At 62.3% G+C, this 16,256-nt stretch carries 15 protein-coding genes; 10 read left to right on the forward strand and 5 right to left on the reverse strand.

The genetic code is table 11. The features are described from left to right. The first annotated feature begins 80 nt into the window (after window positions 1-80). Window positions 81-593: a hypothetical protein gene (locus tag AC1DZE_RS01735; RefSeq protein ID WP_477672925.1), complete on the forward strand. Its 513-nt coding sequence runs from the start codon at window positions 81-83 to the stop codon at window positions 591-593. 150 nt (window positions 594-743) lie between these two features. Here AC1DZE_RS01735 and AC1DZE_RS01740 read toward each other — a convergent pair whose 3' ends face one another. Both AC1DZE_RS01740 and uraH read right to left on the reverse strand, forming a co-directional pair. Then, complete coding sequence (locus AC1DZE_RS01740; RefSeq protein WP_477672926.1) at window positions 744-1,817, reverse strand: tripartite tricarboxylate transporter substrate binding protein; 1,074 nt, start codon at window positions 1,815-1,817, stop codon at window positions 744-746. Window positions 1,818-1,879: 62 nt separating this feature from the next. Beyond that, window positions 1,880-2,233 carry a hydroxyisourate hydrolase gene (gene uraH / locus AC1DZE_RS01745; RefSeq protein ID WP_477668150.1) on the reverse strand — a complete coding sequence of 118 codons (354 nt, stop codon included), beginning with the start codon at window positions 2,231-2,233 and terminating at the stop codon, window positions 1,880-1,882. An 80-nt stretch (window positions 2,234-2,313) separates the two neighbouring features. Here uraH and AC1DZE_RS01750 point away from each other — a divergent pair, with 80 nt between their 5' ends. From AC1DZE_RS01750 to AC1DZE_RS01775, 6 genes are all read left to right on the forward strand, one after another. Next, window positions 2,314-2,979, forward strand: a complete 666-nt coding sequence (locus tag AC1DZE_RS01750; protein WP_477672927.1) for a GntR family transcriptional regulator — start codon at window positions 2,314-2,316, stop codon at window positions 2,977-2,979. Between the two features lie 8 nt (window positions 2,980-2,987). After that, the gene (gene puuE, locus AC1DZE_RS01755; RefSeq protein WP_477668152.1) at window positions 2,988-3,923 is read left to right on the forward strand and encodes an allantoinase PuuE; all 936 of its coding nucleotides are present in this window, start codon (window positions 2,988-2,990) and stop codon (window positions 3,921-3,923) included. Window positions 3,924-3,925: 2 nt separating this feature from the next. Beyond that, a complete protein-coding gene (uraD, locus tag AC1DZE_RS01760) occupies window positions 3,926-5,701 on the forward strand; it encodes a 2-oxo-4-hydroxy-4-carboxy-5-ureidoimidazoline decarboxylase (protein WP_477672928.1) in 1,776 nt (591 codons plus the stop codon). Continuing rightward, a complete protein-coding gene (locus tag AC1DZE_RS01765; protein WP_477668154.1) occupies window positions 5,698-6,951 on the forward strand; it encodes a M20 family metallopeptidase in 1,254 nt (417 codons plus the stop codon). The genes uraD and AC1DZE_RS01765 overlap by 4 nt, the downstream gene beginning before the upstream one ends. Before the next feature lie 234 nt (window positions 6,952-7,185). Further along, entirely contained in the window at window positions 7,186-8,505 is a 1,320-nt protein-coding gene (locus AC1DZE_RS01770; RefSeq protein ID WP_477674189.1) for a C4-dicarboxylate transporter DctA, read from the forward strand. A 95-nt stretch (window positions 8,506-8,600) separates the two neighbouring features. Continuing rightward, on the forward strand, window positions 8,601-9,323 hold the full coding sequence (locus tag AC1DZE_RS01775; RefSeq protein WP_477668156.1) for a GntR family transcriptional regulator: 723 nt from the start codon (window positions 8,601-8,603) through the stop codon (window positions 9,321-9,323). Between the two features lie 113 nt (window positions 9,324-9,436). Here AC1DZE_RS01775 and AC1DZE_RS01780 read toward each other — a convergent pair whose 3' ends face one another. The 3 genes from AC1DZE_RS01780 to AC1DZE_RS01790 are packed head-to-tail and all read right to left on the reverse strand — an operon-like array spanning window position 9,437 to window position 12,282. Continuing rightward, window positions 9,437-10,315 (reverse strand): phosphate/phosphite/phosphonate ABC transporter substrate-binding protein, encoded by an 879-nt coding sequence (locus AC1DZE_RS01780; RefSeq protein WP_477668157.1) that lies wholly within the window; start codon window positions 10,313-10,315, stop codon window positions 9,437-9,439. After that, window positions 10,312-11,391, reverse strand: coding sequence for a hypothetical protein (locus tag AC1DZE_RS01785; RefSeq protein ID WP_477699722.1), 1,080 nt, complete (start codon window positions 11,389-11,391; stop codon window positions 10,312-10,314). The genes AC1DZE_RS01780 and AC1DZE_RS01785 overlap by 4 nt, the downstream gene beginning before the upstream one ends. A 3-nt stretch (window positions 11,392-11,394) precedes the next feature. Continuing rightward, the gene (locus tag AC1DZE_RS01790; RefSeq protein WP_477672889.1) at window positions 11,395-12,282 is read right to left on the reverse strand and encodes a phosphate/phosphite/phosphonate ABC transporter substrate-binding protein; all 888 of its coding nucleotides are present in this window, start codon (window positions 12,280-12,282) and stop codon (window positions 11,395-11,397) included. Between the two features lie 769 nt (window positions 12,283-13,051). On the opposite strand from AC1DZE_RS01790, the gene AC1DZE_RS01795 reads away from it, so the two are divergent. The 3 genes from AC1DZE_RS01795 to AC1DZE_RS01805 all read left to right on the forward strand — a co-directional run bounded on the left by AC1DZE_RS01795 (window position 13,052) and on the right by AC1DZE_RS01805 (window position 15,756). Then, window positions 13,052-14,053, forward strand: coding sequence for an ABC transporter substrate-binding protein (locus AC1DZE_RS01795; RefSeq protein WP_477668908.1), 1,002 nt, complete (start codon window positions 13,052-13,054; stop codon window positions 14,051-14,053). A gap of 111 nt (window positions 14,054-14,164) precedes the next feature. Beyond that, window positions 14,165-14,986 (forward strand): ABC transporter ATP-binding protein, encoded by an 822-nt coding sequence (locus AC1DZE_RS01800; RefSeq protein WP_477672890.1) that lies wholly within the window; start codon window positions 14,165-14,167, stop codon window positions 14,984-14,986. Between the two features lie 2 nt (window positions 14,987-14,988). Further along, the gene (locus AC1DZE_RS01805; protein ID WP_477668909.1) at window positions 14,989-15,756 is read left to right on the forward strand and encodes an ABC transporter permease; all 768 of its coding nucleotides are present in this window, start codon (window positions 14,989-14,991) and stop codon (window positions 15,754-15,756) included. Window positions 15,757-16,256 lie beyond the last annotated feature (500 nt).

The following is a 16,256-nucleotide window of genomic DNA, read 5'->3' on the forward strand; positions in this document are numbered from 1 at the left end:
GGCATGATGGCAGGTATATCAGGAATCCAATGAGCCGGCCGTTCAAAAAGCCGGCAAAGGCAAGCACGATGAGACAAGACATGTCCGACTCCACACCGCGCCGCTTCTGGCTGGTGGCCCTGCTTTCAGCAGCAGCTGCCGCCGTCGTCAGTGCCTGCAAGACCGCGCCGGAACCTGCGCCCGCCACACCCAAAGCCCCAGACCCCTCTCCAGTGATCGGGCCGATCACCGGCCCGCAAGGTTCGGCCAGAAGCTCAGGGGCGACCACGCCGCGTGCCTATCGGGAAGACGGCGCCACGCATATCTACGGCCTCAATTCCGACCGTATCTACAAAGGCCGCATGCCGCCGCTGCTGTATGCCGTGGGTGTGCTGAATGTGGAAATCGACAGGGTCGGCCGCGTCACCCGTCTGGACTGGATGCGCGCACCGCGCCATGCACCCGAAGTGATGGCGGAGATCGAACGCACCATCCAGCAGGCGTCCCCCTTCCCGGCGCCTACGCGCATGGGCAAGGTGGTCTACACCGATACCTGGCTTTGGCACAAGAGCGGCAAATTCCAGCTCGACACGCTCACAGAAGGACAAGACTAGCCCCCACGGTCGCTCACTTCGTGTAGCTCCCTGCCCCCCGAGGGGGCCGCCCGCCTGCAGTCCGGCAAAGCCGGTCCTACGGCTCGTGCTGGCCTTGGTTGGCTCGCTTCGCATCGCGCTTTGAGCGCTGCCGTCAAGAGCGACTAGCGGTCACTCTATTTTCAGATTTTGGGTTTTAACGACGTTGCGCCAGGCGCGGTAGTCGGCTTCGATGAAGTGGCCGAGCAATGCGGGCGAGCCGGGTGCGGCTTCCACGGCGTCGGCCTTGAACCGCGCCACCACCTCGGGCAAAGCCACGACCTTGTTGATGGCAGCGTTCAGTGCGTTGACGATGGCGGGCGGTGTGCCGGTGGGGGCCATCAACGCAAAGTAGTTGACCACATCAATGCCTGCCAGGCCGGCTTCCGTCATGCTGGGCACGTCGGGCAAGGCACTTGAGCGTTTGGCACTCGTTACGGCCAAAGGCTTGATGCTGCCGTTTTTGATGAAAGGCAGCAGGGCCGGGATGGTGCCCGTGATCAGCTGGATCTGGCCGCCGATCATGTCCATGGTGGCAGGCGCCACACCGCGGTAAGGAATGTGCGTGATGAAAGTACCGGTACGGGCCTTCAGCAACTCAAGCACGAGGTGGTTGACACCGCCCGCCCCGGCCGAGCCGTAGTTCAGCGCACCGGGCTTTTGCCGGGCCAGCGTGACCAGCTCTTTCATGGTGTTGGCCGGCAGCTTGGTGTTGGCGGCCCAGACCAGCGGTCCGCTGGCGATCATGCCCACCGGCGTGAACTGGCGCAGCGGGTCGTAATTGGCGCTGGGCAAAGAGGCCGCCACGGTGGTGAAGGGCGAGGCCACCAGCAGCAGCGTGTAGCCGTCGGCCGGGGACTGCGCCACGTACTGCGTGCCGATGGCGCCCGAGGCGCCCGCACGGTTGTCCACTACAAAGGTGGCGTTCATGGTTTCGCCGAGTTTTTGCGCAATCAGTCGTGCCATGGCGTCGGTGCCGGCGCCGGGGGCAAAAGGCACGACGATCTTGACGGCGCGCTCAGGATAGATGCCGGCGGGAACGGATGCGGCCGAGGCCGGTGAGCCGGCAGAACCCGCTGAAGGGCCTTGTGCCAATACGGCTGGAGCCACGAGGCTGGCGGCGGTGCCTGCGGACAGCAGCAGGGCCTGGCGGCGGCTCAGGGTCATGGGCTTGACGTTCATGGAGGAGGGGGAAGAAAGTTGCACAAACCGCTGATTGTCGCCGCCCCGGATGACGGCGCCATGACACGGTCTGGCCTGGCGCCCGCTCAGCTGCCGCGATAGGTGGAATAACTCCAGGGGCTGACCAGCAGGGGCACGTGATAATGCAAGCCCGGATCAGCCACACCGAAGTCCAGCGTCACCTGGTCCAGGAAAGCCGGCTCGGGCAATTTCACGCCGCGCGCCTTGAAGTAGGCCGCCACCTCGAACACGAGCCGGTAGGTGCCGGCTTTCAGATTAGCGCTGTCGTATAGCAGTCCATCGGGATTGCGCCCATCTTCATTGAGGATGAAGTGCTTCACCAGCGTCGCCTGACCCGCATGCGTGGTGTAGAGCGACGCCTTCATGCCGCCTGCCGGCGTGCCGTGCATGGTGTCCAGTACATGTGTGCTCAAGCCCATGGCAGTCCCTGAAGATTGTTTTTCAATTTCGGTTTACCAAAAGTGTATACACTTTTCGACATTCCGGCTATTATCGACCGATGGAATCGTCAACCACGCACACCATCGTCGAAGCCCTGACCAAGGCCATTGTGGAGCACAGGCTGCACCCGGGCACCAAGCTGGCCGAACAAAAACTGGCCGACCATTTCGGCGTCTCGCGCACGCTGGTGCGGCAGGCATTGTTCCAGCTCTCGCAAAACCGCCTGATCCGCCTGGAGCCGGCGCGCGGTGCTTTCGTGGCTGCACCGTCCGTGATGGAAGCGCGCCAGGTGTTTGCCGTGCGCCGCATGCTCGAAGCCGAGATGACGCGGGCCTTTGTGCGCGAAGTCACCCCTGCCAAAATCAAGGCGCTGAAAGAACACGTCGCGCGGGAAAAGTCGGCGGTCGACCTCGGGGACGTTTCGGGCCGGACGGAGTTGCTGGGCGACTTTCATGTGCGCATAGCCGAGCTCATGGGCAATGAAGTGCTGGCCCAGATGCTTGGCGAGCTGACCTCGCGTTGCGCCCTCATCACCCTGATGTACCAGACCGCCACCGCCGCCGAACACTCCAACGACGAGCACGCCGAAATCGTCAAGGCGCTGGCCGCCAGGAACGAAGCGCTGGCCGTACGCCTCATGAATGACCATCTGCTGCATGTCGAGAAGAGCCTCTCCTTTGACCGCAAGGTACCGACGAACGATATTTCCATGGCACTGTCATGAGTACGGATATGAACACTGGCTACCCTAGAGATTTGATCGGCTACGGCCGCAACCCGCCACAAGCCAACTGGCCGGGGCGGGCACGCATCGCCGTGCAGTTCGTCCTCAACTATGAGGAAGGCGGCGAAAACTCGGTGCTGCACGGCGACGCCGGCTCCGAACAGTTTTTGTCCGAGATGGCCAATCCACCCAGCTTTGCCGACCGGCACCTGAGCATGGAAGGCATTTACGAATACGGCTCACGCGTGGGCGTATGGCGCATCCTGCGCGAGTTTGAAAAGCGCAAATTACCGCTCACGGTGTTCGGCGTGGGCATGGCGCTGCAGCGCCACCCCGAAGTCGCCGCGGCCTTCACTGAACTCGGCCACGAGATCGCCTGCCACGGCTGGCGCTGGATCAACTACCAGCAGATCGACGAAGCCACCGAACGCGAACACATGCGCCTGGGCCTGGACGCGATCGAAAAGCTCACCGGCACACGTCCGCTGGGCTGGTACACCGGCCGCGACAGCCCCAACACGCGCCGGCTGGTGGCCGACGACGGCCGGCTCGAATACGACAGCGACTACTACGGCGACGACCTGCCCTTCTGGACCGAGGTGAAACGCACCGACGGAAAAGTCGTGCCGCGCCTGGTCGTGCCTTACACGCTGGACACCAACGACATGCGCTTTTCCCTGCCGCAGGGCTTCTCGCAGGCCGATGATTTTTTCATCTACCTGCGCGACAGTTTTGATGCGCTGTATGCCGAAGGCAGTGCGTCGCCCAAGATGCTGAGCATCGGCATGCATTGCCGCCTGCTGGGCCGGCCGGGCCGCATCGTGGCGCTGCAGCGTTTTCTTGACCACGTGCAAAAGCATGAGCGCGTCTGGGTCTGCCGCCGCATCGATATAGCGCGCCACTGGCAGGCCAACCATCCTTACATGCCCCGGCAGGAAAGCTGAACATGGCCATCACGCTGGAACAAGTCAATGCCGTACCGCGCGCAGAAGCGCTGCAACTGCTCGACGGCCTCTATGAGCATTCCCCCTGGATTGCCGAAAAGGCGCTGGACGCCCGCCCTTTCCAGTCACTCGCCCACCTGAAGCACACCATGGCGCAAGTACTGCGCGAGGCCGGCAAGGACGCGCAGGTCAAGCTCATCCAGGCCCACCCCGAACTGGCCGGCAAAGCCATGGTCAGTAAAAGCCTGACGGGGGAATCGGCCAACGAGCAAGGCAAGGCCGGCCTCACGGACTGCACGCCCGAAGAGTTCGCCACCCTGCAAAAACTCAATGCCGACTACAACGCAAAGTTCGGCTTTCCTTTCATCCTGGCGGTGCGCGGCCCGCGCGGTGACGGTTTGAGCAAGCAGCAGATCATCGAGACCTTCGCGCGGCGCCTGCAAAACCACCCTGACTTTGAGCTGCAGGAAAACCTGCGCAACATCCACCGCGTGGTGGAACTGCGGCTCAACGACAAGTTCTCCGCCACGCCCGCGCTGGGCAACGACGTGTGGGACTGGCAGGAAACCCTTTCGCAGTACAGCGATCCGGGCTATCTTGAAAAAGGCCAGCTCACGGTGACCTACCTCACTGATGCGCACCGTGCCTGCGCGGCTTTCATCAGCCACACCATGCGGGACTGCGGCTTTGACGAGGTGAAGATCGACGCGGTCGGCAACGTGGTGGGTATCTACAACGCCGCCACCCCCAACGCCAAGACCCTGCTGACCGGCAGCCACTACGACACCGTGCGCAACGGCGGCAAATATGACGGCCGGCTCGGGATTTTTGTGCCCATGGCCTGCGTGCGCGAGCTGCACCGCCAGGGCAAGCGCCTGCCCTTTAATTTTGAGGTGGTCGGCTTTGCCGAAGAAGAAGGCCAGCGCTACAAAGCCACCTTTTTGGGTTCGGGCGCGCTGATTGGCGACTTCAAGCCCGAGTGGCTGGAGCAAAAAGACGCTGACGGCATCACCATGCGCGAGGCCATGCACAACGCGGGCCTCAAGCCCGAAGACATCACGAAGATCAAACGTGACGCGGACAACTACCTCGGCTTTATCGAGGTGCACATCGAGCAGGGCCCGGTCCTCAACGAGCTTGACCTGCCGCTGGGCATCGTCACCTCCATCAACGGCAACGTGCGCTACCTGTGCGAGATAACCGGCATGGCCAGCCACGCCGGCACCACGCCCATGACCCGCCGCCGCGACGCCGCAGCGGCCGCGGCCGAACTGCTGCTGTATGTGGAACGGCGCGCGGCGCAAGACGGAAATTCCGTCGGCACGGTCGGCATGCTGCAGGTACCCAACGGCTCCATCAACGTGGTGCCCGGGCGCTGCCTCTTTTCGCTCGACCTGCGCGCGCCCATCGATGCGCAGCGCGACGCGCTGGTGGCCGACGTGCTGGCCGAACTCAAAAGCATTTGCGAGCGCCGCGGTATGCACTTCACGACCGAATTGACCGAGCGCGCCGCCGCTGCACCCAGCGCACCTGCCTGGCAACAGCGCTGGGAAGCCGCTGTGCAAGGCCTGGGCGTGCCTCTGTACCGCATGCCTAGCGGTGCCGGCCATGACGCGATGAAACTGCACAAGGTGATGCCGCAGGCCATGCTTTTTGTACGGGGCCAGAACTCCGGCATCAGCCACAACCCGCTGGAAAGCACCACCAGCGACGACATCGAACTTGCGATCCAGGCCCTGGCGCATCTGCTCACTAATCTCTCTCCTGAACAACAATGACCCTCACTACAGATTACGCCCGGCTTGACAGCTGGATCGATGCCCATTTCGACGAAGAAACGGCATTCCTGCAGCAGCTCATCCGCGTGCCCACCGACACGCCACCGGGCAACAACGCGCCACATGCCGAGCGCACGGCAGAGCTCATCAAGGCCTTCGGTTTTGACGCTGAGAAACACCCCGTGCCCGAAGCCGACGTGCGCGGCTACGGCATGGAGTCCATCACCAACCTGATCGTGCGCCGCCACTATGGCGGCAAGGGCGAAGAAATGGAAAAAGGAAGGACCATTGCCCTCAACGCCCACGGCGACGTGGTGCCGCCCGGCGAAGGCTGGACCAAAGATCCCTATGGCGGCGAGATTGAAGGCGGCAAAATTTACGGCCGCGCCTCAGCTGTCAGCAAATGCGATTTCGCAAGCTTCACCTTTGCGGTGCGTGCGCTCGAATCACTGGACGCACCACTCAAAGGCAGCGTTGAGTTGCACTTCACCTACGACGAGGAATTCGGCGGCGAAATGGGCCCGGGCTGGCTGCTCAAGAAAGGCCTTACCAAGCCTGACCTGTTGATCGCGGCAGGCTTTTCTTACGAGGTCGTCACCGCGCACAACGGCTGCCTGCAGATGGAAGTCACGGTGCACGGCAAGATGGCGCATGCCGCCATTCCCGACACCGGCATCGACGCCTTGCAGGGCGCGGTGCACATCCTCAATGCACTCTATGCACAGAACGCGCTCTACCAGCAGGTGACGTCAAAGGTCGAAGGCATCCAGCACCCTTACCTGAACGTGGGGCGCATCGAAGGCGGCACCAACACCAACGTCGTGCCCGGCAAGGTGATGTTCAAGCTGGACCGCCGCATGATCCCCGAGGAGAACCCCGCCGAGGTCGAAGCCAACATCCGCAAAGTGATTGGCGACGCGGCGGCTGGCTGCAAGGGCATCACAGTCGACATCAAGCGCCTGCTGCTGGCCAACTCGATGCGGCCGCTGGCGGGCAACAAGCCCCTGGTGGAGGCCATCCAGAAGCATGGCGAGGCGCTCTTTGGCCAGGCCATTCCGGCCATGGGCACGCCGCTGTACACCGATGTGCGGCTGTACGCCGAGGCCGGCATTCCCGGCGTCATTTACGGCGCCGGGCCGCGCACCGTGCTGGAGTCCCATGCCAAGCGGGCCGACGAACGTCTGGACCTCGAAGACCTGCGCCGCGCCACCAAGGTGATTGCGCGGACCCTGCGGGACCTGCTGGCCTGACCACGCCGCCCCCATCCCCTGAAAACTCCCGCCACGGCGGGAGTTTTGCTTTTGCGGCCCTTCGCAGCGCACCTCGCACTTCGGGTGCATCAGCTTTAACCGAATAAGCATGAATCGCCCCGGGATAACCCTGTGACAGCAGGCAAAAATCTTGCCTACATTGCTTGTATGCAAGATTTGCGTGCAAAACACAGCGACGTCCTGCTGCCTATAACTACTCTTTCGGAGACTGACATGCCCAAGTTTTTCCGCTCCCTGTTCGGCCAGGTGCTCCTGGCCCTCCTTGTCGGCGTGATCATCGGCTTTTTGTGGCCCGAAACGGCCGTCAAGCTCAAGCCCCTGGGCGACGGCTTCATCAAGCTGATCAAGATGCTGATTCCCCTGATCGTCTTTTGCGTGGTCGTTCACGGCATTGCAGGCGCGGGCGACTTGAAGCGGGTCGGGCGCGTCGGCGTCAAGGCGCTGATCTACTTCGAAGTGGTCACCACCATCGCCCTGGTGATCGGCCTGGTGCTGGCTTTTGTGTTTCAGCCCGGCGCGGGCATGAACATCGACCCGAAACTGCTGGACGCCAAGGCTATGGCCGCCTATGCCGAAAACGCCGGCAAGCTCACCGGCGGCGGTACGGTGGAGTTCCTGATGAAGCTGATTCCCAATACGGCCATCAGCGCCTTCGTCAACGGCGACGTGCTGCAGGTGTTGCTGTTCTCGGTGCTGTTCGGCTGCGCGCTGGCCATGCTGGGCAGCAAGGGCGAGAAAGTGGTCGGCCTCATCGACGACCTGGCCCACGTACTCTTCAAGACCATGGGCATCATCATCAAACTGGCGCCCCTGGGCGTGCTGGGCGCCATCGCCTTCACCGTCGGCAAATACGGCATCGGCTCGCTCAAGCAGCTGGGCATGCTGGTCGTGCTGTTCTACGCTGCAGTGATCATTTTCGTGACGGTCGTGCTGGGCGGCATCATGCGTTTTTCGGGCTTCAGCCTCTTCAAGCTGCTCAAATACCTGCGCGAAGAACTCATGGTGGTGTTTGCCACCACTTCGTCCGACAGCGTGCTGCCGCAAATCATGGCCAAGCTCAAGCGCATGGGCATCCGCGATTCGACTGTTGGCCTGGTCATCCCGACCGGCTACTCCTTCAACCTCGACGCGTTCTCGATCTACATCACGCTGGCCGCCGTCTTCATCGCCCAGGCCACCAACACGCCGATCTCGATGACCGACCTGCTGACCATCCTGGCGATCTCGCTGGTCACCTCCAAAGGCGCGCACGGCGTGCCCGGCTCGGCCATCGTGGTGCTGGCCGCCACGCTGCAGGCGATCCCTGCGATCCCGGCCATCGGCCTGGTGCTGGTGCTGTCAGTCGACTGGTTCATGGGCATCGCCCGCGCCCTGGGCAACCTGATCGGCAACTGCGTGGCCACCGTGGCGGTGGCGGCCTGGGAGGGCGACATCGACCGCGAGCGGGCTCATGCGGTACTCGACGGCCGCTATGTGCCGCCGGCCGAAGACGACATGGACATCGAAGTGAGCGCCGTTCCGGCCAAAGCCTGAGGTCTCGCTCCAGAAAACGCATCATCTTGCCGTCGATTTTCTTCAAACGCTCCGCCTGCTGAATCACCCCGGGGTCGCTACACTTCCCAGCACATATGAGCATCAGCCAGGTCCAGATCGCCCAGCAAGTCGTCGAATCCATCCTCGCGCAAAAACTTGCGCCCGGTGAACGCCTCGGCGAGCAGGAGCTGGCAGAGCTCTTCGGTGTCAGCCGCACCCTGGTGCGCGAAGCGCTGATGCAGTTGCAGGCACGCGGCTTTGTCGAGGTGCGCACCCGCAAGGGCTGGTATGTGGTGGAGCCTTCCGTCGAAGAAGCGCGGGACGCTTTTTCAGCCCGGCGCATCATCGAAACCGGCATCCTGCGCGAGGCCGGGCGTCCGCTGCAGTCGGTCCTGCGCAAACTGCGCCAGCACATCGCCCAGGAGGAGCAGGCCATCGAAGAAGCCGACGCCGCCACCCGGGCCTTTTTACTGGCCGACTTCCATGTCTGCCTGGCTGAATGCCTCGGCCAGCGGCTGCTGTGCGACGTGCTGCGCGACCTGACCGCGCGCACTACGCTGGCGGCGTCTCTCTACCAGTCCAAGCACGACGCCGGCCAATCCTGCGCGGAGCATGCCGGCATTGTCGCCGCGCTCGAAAAAGGCCAGCTGGACCTGGCCCGCGAACGCATGCTCGCGCACATCGGCAGCGTCGAAGCCGCCTTGGGCTCATCGGCGCCGGGCACCTCACCCGGTAACGAACGGCTGCGTATCGCGCTGTCGCAGCTGGTACAGCCGCCCCTGCGCAAAGCTGTCCGGCACAAAACGCTCCCGATTTGATAGCTGGCTGCGCGCGTCCTTCAATGGCTACAGCCGGATAACCAAAACAAATCAGGCTCCGGACACCAAGCCTGGGCAGCCTCCGCAAGGAGTACCCAGGCCTGCCGTTTCCCTTACTCGTGGGTGTAGTCCAGCAACGCAAGGTATTCCTTGCGCTCGGCCTTGACCCACTGCTTGACGCCGATCTCGGACATGATGCTGGCCGACTGGCTGTTCATGGCCAGCAGGGAGTCCTGCAGGCGGCTGATCATGTCCGCCGGCACGCCGGGGGCGGCCAGCACCGACCAGTTCACCACCGGCTGGGTTTCACCAATGACACGGCCTCCGCCCTCTTGCCATTTCCTGGCGATGGTCGGATTCACCGCACCCACTTCGGCAAGGCCTGCCGCCACCTGTGCCGACACGGAATCCTGATAGCGTGTGTAGGAAATATAGGGTTCGCGCACATTCAGGCGGCGCATCTCGGCACGCGCGACCGCCACCGTGGCGGACGATTCGTCGGGCATCAGGATCTTCTTGCCGCTCAGTTGCCCGATGTTGTTGATGGGCGAGCTGTTCTTCACGATAAAGGCAGCCTGGTAGGGCTCGGGCCTGCGCACCAGGGGTTGATAACCTCCATCGCGAACCAGCTTGGACAGCTGGTTGACGGATTTTCCGAACACCATGAGGGGCTTTTGCTCTGACGATGCCTGGCGCACGAAGTTCTGGATGTCGATGACGGGATCAACCACCACCTGCTTGTTGCGGATCTGCCCTCCCAGGTAGTCGGCCAGCCCCCGGTAGCGCAGGGCCAGCATCGAAATACTGAGGTCTGCCGTAACCGCCTCATTGATCAGCAGCCTCCAGCGATCAACACCCGCCAGCTGGCCCGCCGCCTGCTGGCTCCAGCTGACCATGGGAAAGCCCTGCCAGGCCACGGCAACCGCGGTGCCCACCACACCGCGAAGAACCGCGCGGCGACCGGTAACTTGTGACAGCAACGGAGTATTCATTTGATCACCTTCAAAGGGTTAATTGCAGATTGCACGGTCTTCTTCGCTGCCTCGTCTTCCCATTGCCTGGCAGCTGTCAAGGTTGCCTTGAATGCCAGTGCACTCTCAAGCAGCCATTTCTTGTTGTCTTCCGAGAGCGCGTAGCTCAACCTGAACTCGTCCATCGGCATACGGTCCTCGCGCACGGCCTTGATCAACCGGTCCACCTCTGCCGCGGCATGCGCGGGCGTCGACAGCAGCACCAGGCGGCTCATCTTGTCGGGGTTGTTGGGTACATGGCAGTTCACACATTGCGACTCGCGCATCTGCAGCGCCAGGTCACGGTAGCGCTTGTCGACGTTACCCAGATACGGGTTTTCCGGCCGGTACAACCCGTCGAACAGCGTCACCGCCGGTTGCGTGTGGCCTTTGTCGTCGGTCCAGAGCCATGGGCCCTGGTATTTTTCATGCTGCACCGTCTGCACAGGTTGCAACAGCGGCGTGGGTGCCACGTCGGTGAACTGCGCCACCTTGATGACGCCTGTTTCGGGGCTGATCCATAGCATCATGCTGCGGGCGTTTTCGTACATCGCCCATTTGGCCTCGTCGTGCCAGAACGGATAAGGAAACTGGCCCGGCGGCAGGCGGTTGCGAAAGGCCGCCTCAAGCCGCACCAGGAACATCTTCTCGTCGGCCACCCACTCCACGGTATGCCGGCCGTTGAACATGAAGAGCGGCGCATACATGCCGGTCCAGGCGTCAGGGGCGAACTGGGTCAGGTTGGTCTGGCGCAGCGTGGCGTTGTCTTTTTTGTTTTGCCGGCCCCATAGCACGATGGGCGCCACGTGTGCACGCAGCTGGCTCGGCCCGAACAGTGTTTGCCGGCACTGGGTGTAAGCGTTGACGTCACCGGCCGGCGCCAGCGGGCAACTGCTGGCGAGCTCTGCGGCAATTTCGGCCGCAGCCTGCGCGATGTTGGGCGGTATCGCCCTTTTTTCCTGGGCTTGTACGCCGCAGGAAAATGCCAATATGGCGGCCAGCAGTCCGGCCCGCCATGGCGAAAGTGAAAACAGACGTGCTTGAATCAACGTACCCATTTTTTACTCCCTCGTGTAGTCCAACAAATCCAGGTAGTCCTTCCGTTCAGCTCTGGCCCATGCCTTCACGCCCATCGAAGCCATCACTGCTGCGCTTTCTGAATTGGTGGCCAGCAGCGCGTCGCGCAGCTGCTGCACCATGTCCGCGGCCAGGCTGGGACTGGCAAGCACCGACCAGTTCACCACCGGCTGGGTTTCAGCCACCACGCGCCCGCCCTCTTCCACCCACTTTTTGGCAATGGTGGGATTGACCACGCCGATCTGGCCCATTCCGGACTTCACAAACTGCGCGACTTCTTCCTGGAAGCGAACGTGTGTCACGCGGACCTGCCCAAGTTTTTGCCGCCGCAGTTCCGCCAGGGCCACCGCACTGGTGGCGGCAGACTCGTCGGGCATGATGACTTTTGCATCAGCCGCATCCGCCAGGGTTTTAATGGGCGAATCCTTGGCCACGATGAAGGCCGCCTTGTAGGGGTCGGCGCGCCGCACCACCGGCTGGTAGCCGTTGTCGCGCACCAGCTTGGCCAGCTGGTTGACGGATTTTCCGAAGACAAACTCCGGCTTGCTGGCGCCTTGGGCCACCGCCATGAAGCGCTTGATATCAACCATGGGCTCCACGACGATGGGCCGCCCCTTGAGCTGGGTGCTGATGAAGTCGGCGGCAGGGCGATAACGGTTGGTCAGCAAAAATGAGTTGGTGTCACCCCCCACCGCTTCATTGACCAGCAACCGCCAGTTCGAGCCACCTGCCGGTTTTTTAGCCGCAGAAGCAGCGGCAGCAGCTGAAACCTGGGCCCAGGCGCTACCCGGCCCACCCATACCCCCTGCGAGGGCGCCCAGGCCCAGGACTGACAACATCTGACGGCGAAGCTGCGAGGAAGGTGTTTTCATGAAAGCCTTGTTTTGGAAAGCCCGCTAACCCGGTACATCGTTGCTGGATGACTTCGGCTACTGCCCCAAGGCTTTGTCAAGGCTTCGGAACTGCACGGCCTCGCGGCTTAATCCTTGTCACCTACGCAAATACACTCTATGGACCGGCTGCAAAAATAGTCAAAGGCTGTTCATGGCACCCGCCCTGTCAGGGCTGACAGGTAAACCCCGGCAAAGGCACCTGCGCGGCGAGGCCCGGCTTCAAGCAATGGCAGCGGTCCGGGTCAAACGTAAACAGCTGTAACGCCTTCAACCCAGCCCAAAGACTTGTTGATGACCGGGACTACGGCGTGCAATCCGCCATCTTTTAATAGCTGCCTCTGGGCATCCTCCCGGCCAGGCCGGTCAATATGCGGAAGACGGGCAAGGCCGTCCGCCCAAAAATACGGATGCCGAAACATCACAAAATGCATCCTGTGAGTAATCCCAGTGTGTGAACAATGACAGCGCCTGAACGCGGCAGGTGTTGCTCTTAGGCCAATCCGCATCGCCCAGCGGCAAGACCCACCAGACACCTGAACTGCCGGGGCAATGCCAAAGTTCTACTCCGCAGCGTGGCAGGCATTGTTTTTGCTGTATCGTTTTGAGGTTCGCTTCGATTTCACGGCCACCGCGTTCTTATGCTGATTGCTGGCCTGCCGGTCTCCCCTTTTTGCAACCCCTTCAAGAAAATTCCGCCATGAAAAATCGTGCACCTGCCGCATCTGCCCTTCCCAGCCTTGTCGCCAGGATGACCGGGGCGGTGATCGCCCTGGCGGCCCTGAACGCCCATGCGCAAAACACGCCGATCAAGTTCCAGCTCGACTGGCGCTTCGAAGGCCCGTCCGCCCTCTTCCTCACGCCGGTGGCCAAGGGTTACTTCAAGGCCAACAAGCTCGACGTGACGGTGGACGCCGGCAATGGCTCAGGCGGGGCGGTGACCCGTGTCGCCTCGGGCACCTACGACATGGGTTTTGCCGACATGGCCTCCGTGATGGAGTTTCACGCCAACAACCCGGACGCACCCAACAAGCCGGTAGGCGTGATGATGGTCTACAACAACACCCCGGCCTCCGTCATGGCCCTCAAGAAGTCAGGCATCAAGACGCCTGCCGACCTGAACGGCAAAAAAATGGGCGCGCCGGTGTTTGATGCCGGCCGCCGCGCCTTCCCGATTTTTGCCAAGGCAAACAACATCACCGGCTTCCAGTGGACAGCCATGGACCCGCCGCTGCGCGAAACCATGCTGGCCCGCGGCGACGTGGACGCCATCACCGGCTTTACCTTTACCTCGCTGCTCAACCTGGAAGCGCGCGGCGTGAAGGCAGAAGACGTGGTGGTGCTGCCCTATGCCGACTTCGGCGTGAAGCACTACGGCAACGTGGTGATCGTCTCGCCCAAGCTCATCAAGGAAAACCCGGCCGCCATCAAGGCGTTCCTGCAAGCCTTTACCAAGGGTGTGAAAGACGTGGTGGCCGACCCGGCCGCCGCCATCGAATTCGTGAAAGCGCGCGACGGCATCATCAATGTCCCGCTGGAAGTACGCCGCCTGCGCCTGGCCATCGACACCGTCGTCAACAGCCCCGACGCACGCGCCGAAGGCTTCGGCCAGGTCAAGGCGCCGCGCCTCTCGCTGATGGCCTCCCAGGTGTCGGACGCTTTCGGCACCAAGACCCGTGTCAACCCCGACGCGGTGTGGAACGGCTCCTTCCTGCCCACGGCAGCCGAGCTGAATGTGCTGCCGAAGAAATAAGTCCTGGCTTCAGGCCCCGTGCCTGGCACCATGCCCGCCCGGATTGCTACACTTTTCATAGCTGCTTGCGCACGTCCCTATTGAGCTAACAGCCGTTTTCATACCTAAAACATGCCCCTCGCCACCGCTGACAGCCCTTTTGTTGACTTCCGCGACGTCTGGCTTGCCTACAACGACGAATTGCTTGCGCGCAAGCAATTCTCCGTTGAGGCCATAGACCTGCAGGTGCGGCAGGGCGAGTTCATCGCCATCGTCGGGCCGTCGGGTTGCGGCAAGTCCACTTTCATGAAGCTGGCCACCGGCCTGAAGATGCCGTCGGCCGGGAGCATCCTGATTGACGGACGGCCCGTGACGGGGCCCTTGAAGATTTCCGGTATGGCCTTCCAGGCGCCATCGCTGCTGCCCTGGCGCACCACCGTCGGCAACGTGTTGCTGCCGCTCGAAATCGTCGAGCCTTACCGCAGCCAGTTCAAGGCCAGGCGCAAGGAGTTCGAAGAGCGGGCGCGCAAGCTGCTGCAGAAGGTTGGCCTGGCGGGTTATGAGGACAAATTTCCGTGGCAGCTGTCAGGCGGCATGCAACAGCGTGCCAGCATTTGCCGCGCGCTGATTCATGAGCCAAAAATGCTGCTGCTCGACGAGCCCTTCGGCGCGCTCGACGCCTTCACGCGCGAAGAGCTCTGGTGCATCCTGCGCGACCTCTGGACCGAGCAGCGCTTCAACGTGATCCTGGTCACGCATGATTTGCGCGAGTCGGTCTTTTTGGCCGACTCCGTCTATGTGATGAGTAAAAGCCCGGGACGCTTTGTCGTGCGGCGCGAGATTGAACTGCCGCGTCCGCGCGACCTGGAAGTGACCTACACCCGCGAGTTCAGCGACATCGTGCATGAGCTGCGCGGCCACATCGGCGCGGTGCGCGGCGGAGCCGCCGTATGAACATGAACAACAAACAGCTCGAACGCTGGGCGCCATGGGCGTTACTGGCAGCCGTGGTGGCACTGTGGCAGGCGGTGTGCGCCGGGTTTTCAATAGCGGAGTTCATCTTTCCCGCGCCGCTGGCCATTGCCCAGGCCATGGCTGAATTTGCCGGCCCGATCGCCGAGGCCGCCTGGAAAACCTTCTGGGTCACGATGGTGGGTTTCGGTCTGTCCATCGTGGTCGGCGTATTGCTGGGCTTTCTGGTGGGCTCGTCACGGCTGGCCTATGCCGCGGTCTATCCGCTGTTGGTGGCATTCAACGCAGTGCCCAAGGCCGCGATTGTTCCCATCCTCATCGTCTGGTTCGGCATCGGCGTGGGCCCCGGCATCCTCACGGCTTTTCTGATTTCGTTTTTCCCCATCACCGTGAACATGGCCACGGGCCTGGCCACGCTGGAACCCGAGCTCGAAGACGTGCTGCGCGTGCTGGGCGCCAAACGCTGGGACGTGCTGGTCAAGGTCGGCCTGCCGCGTTCCATGCCCTACTTCTTCGCCTCGCTCAAGGTCGCGATCACGCTGGCTTTTGTCGGCACCGTGCTGGCTGAAATGACGGCGGGTGATTCAGGCATTGGCTACCTCATGCAAAGTGCCGGGTCGCAACAACGGCTGGCGTTGGCTTTTGCCGGGCTGGTGGTGATTGGGGCGATGGCTATGGCGATGTATGAATTGTTTAGCTATGTTGAGAAGCACACTACCGGGTGGGCGCATCGGGGGTCGCAGGGGGACTGAGGTATTCAGCCGGGTCTTGCTCCGGCGTGGCGCTTTTTGCTGAGGCTTGCTGGCCGGGGGTTGCCCGGCGGCAACTCACTTTTCTTTTGGGTCGCCAAAAGAAAAGTAAGCAAAAGAAAAGGCGACCCTGCTGTCTGCGTCCCTTCGCTGCGCTACGGGCAACCTGCGGTGCTCGGTTCAGGCGGGGTCTCGCTCGAACTCGCTACGTTGCACTTCGCTCAGACAATCGCGATCCCTGATCCGCCTGAACCTGCGCTCCTCGGCGCAGACAGAAGGGCCAATCGGGAGCGGGGACCGAATACCGAAATACCAGGAAACCAATACCAACAAGGACACGCCATGGCGTGTCCTTGTTTCTTCTGGTATTCGGGGTTCTGCCTTTGGCTGTTGGGAGTTCGGCTGTTCGGTATTCCGCCCCCCACCCCTTGTGGATGCGCCGAGGAGCGCAGGGCCAGACGGATCAGGGCAAAAAACTTGTTTGAGCGAAGCGAGTTGTTTTT

The organism is Polaromonas sp. P1_F1 (assembly GCF_056405795.1).

Coding starts and splice junctions, on each gene's coding strand:
- uraD (WP_477672928.1), top strand. CDS start 3,926: ATGGCCATCACGCTGGAACAAGTCAATGCCGTACCGCGCGCAGAAGCG.
- AC1DZE_RS01800 (WP_477672890.1), top strand. CDS start 14,165: ATGCCCCTCGCCACCGCTGACAGCCCTTTTGTTGACTTCCGCGACGTC.
- AC1DZE_RS01785 (WP_477699722.1), bottom strand. CDS start 11,391: ATGGGTACGTTGATTCAAGCACGTCTGTTTTCACTTTCGCCATGGCGG.
- AC1DZE_RS01795 (WP_477668908.1), top strand. CDS start 13,052: ATGACCGGGGCGGTGATCGCCCTGGCGGCCCTGAACGCCCATGCGCAA.
- uraH (WP_477668150.1), bottom strand. CDS start 2,233: ATGGGCTTGAGCACACATGTACTGGACACCATGCACGGCACGCCGGCA.
- AC1DZE_RS01775 (WP_477668156.1), top strand. CDS start 8,601: ATGAGCATCAGCCAGGTCCAGATCGCCCAGCAAGTCGTCGAATCCATC.
- AC1DZE_RS01770 (WP_477674189.1), top strand. CDS start 7,186: ATGCCCAAGTTTTTCCGCTCCCTGTTCGGCCAGGTGCTCCTGGCCCTC.
- AC1DZE_RS01750 (WP_477672927.1), top strand. CDS start 2,314: ATGGAATCGTCAACCACGCACACCATCGTCGAAGCCCTGACCAAGGCC.
- AC1DZE_RS01765 (WP_477668154.1), top strand. CDS start 5,698: ATGACCCTCACTACAGATTACGCCCGGCTTGACAGCTGGATCGATGCC.
- AC1DZE_RS01780 (WP_477668157.1), bottom strand. CDS start 10,315: ATGAATACTCCGTTGCTGTCACAAGTTACCGGTCGCCGCGCGGTTCTT.
- AC1DZE_RS01805 (WP_477668909.1), top strand. CDS start 14,989: ATGAACAACAAACAGCTCGAACGCTGGGCGCCATGGGCGTTACTGGCA.
- puuE (WP_477668152.1), top strand. CDS start 2,988: ATGAACACTGGCTACCCTAGAGATTTGATCGGCTACGGCCGCAACCCG.
- AC1DZE_RS01735 (WP_477672925.1), top strand. CDS start 81: ATGTCCGACTCCACACCGCGCCGCTTCTGGCTGGTGGCCCTGCTTTCA.
- AC1DZE_RS01790 (WP_477672889.1), bottom strand. CDS start 12,282: ATGAAAACACCTTCCTCGCAGCTTCGCCGTCAGATGTTGTCAGTCCTG.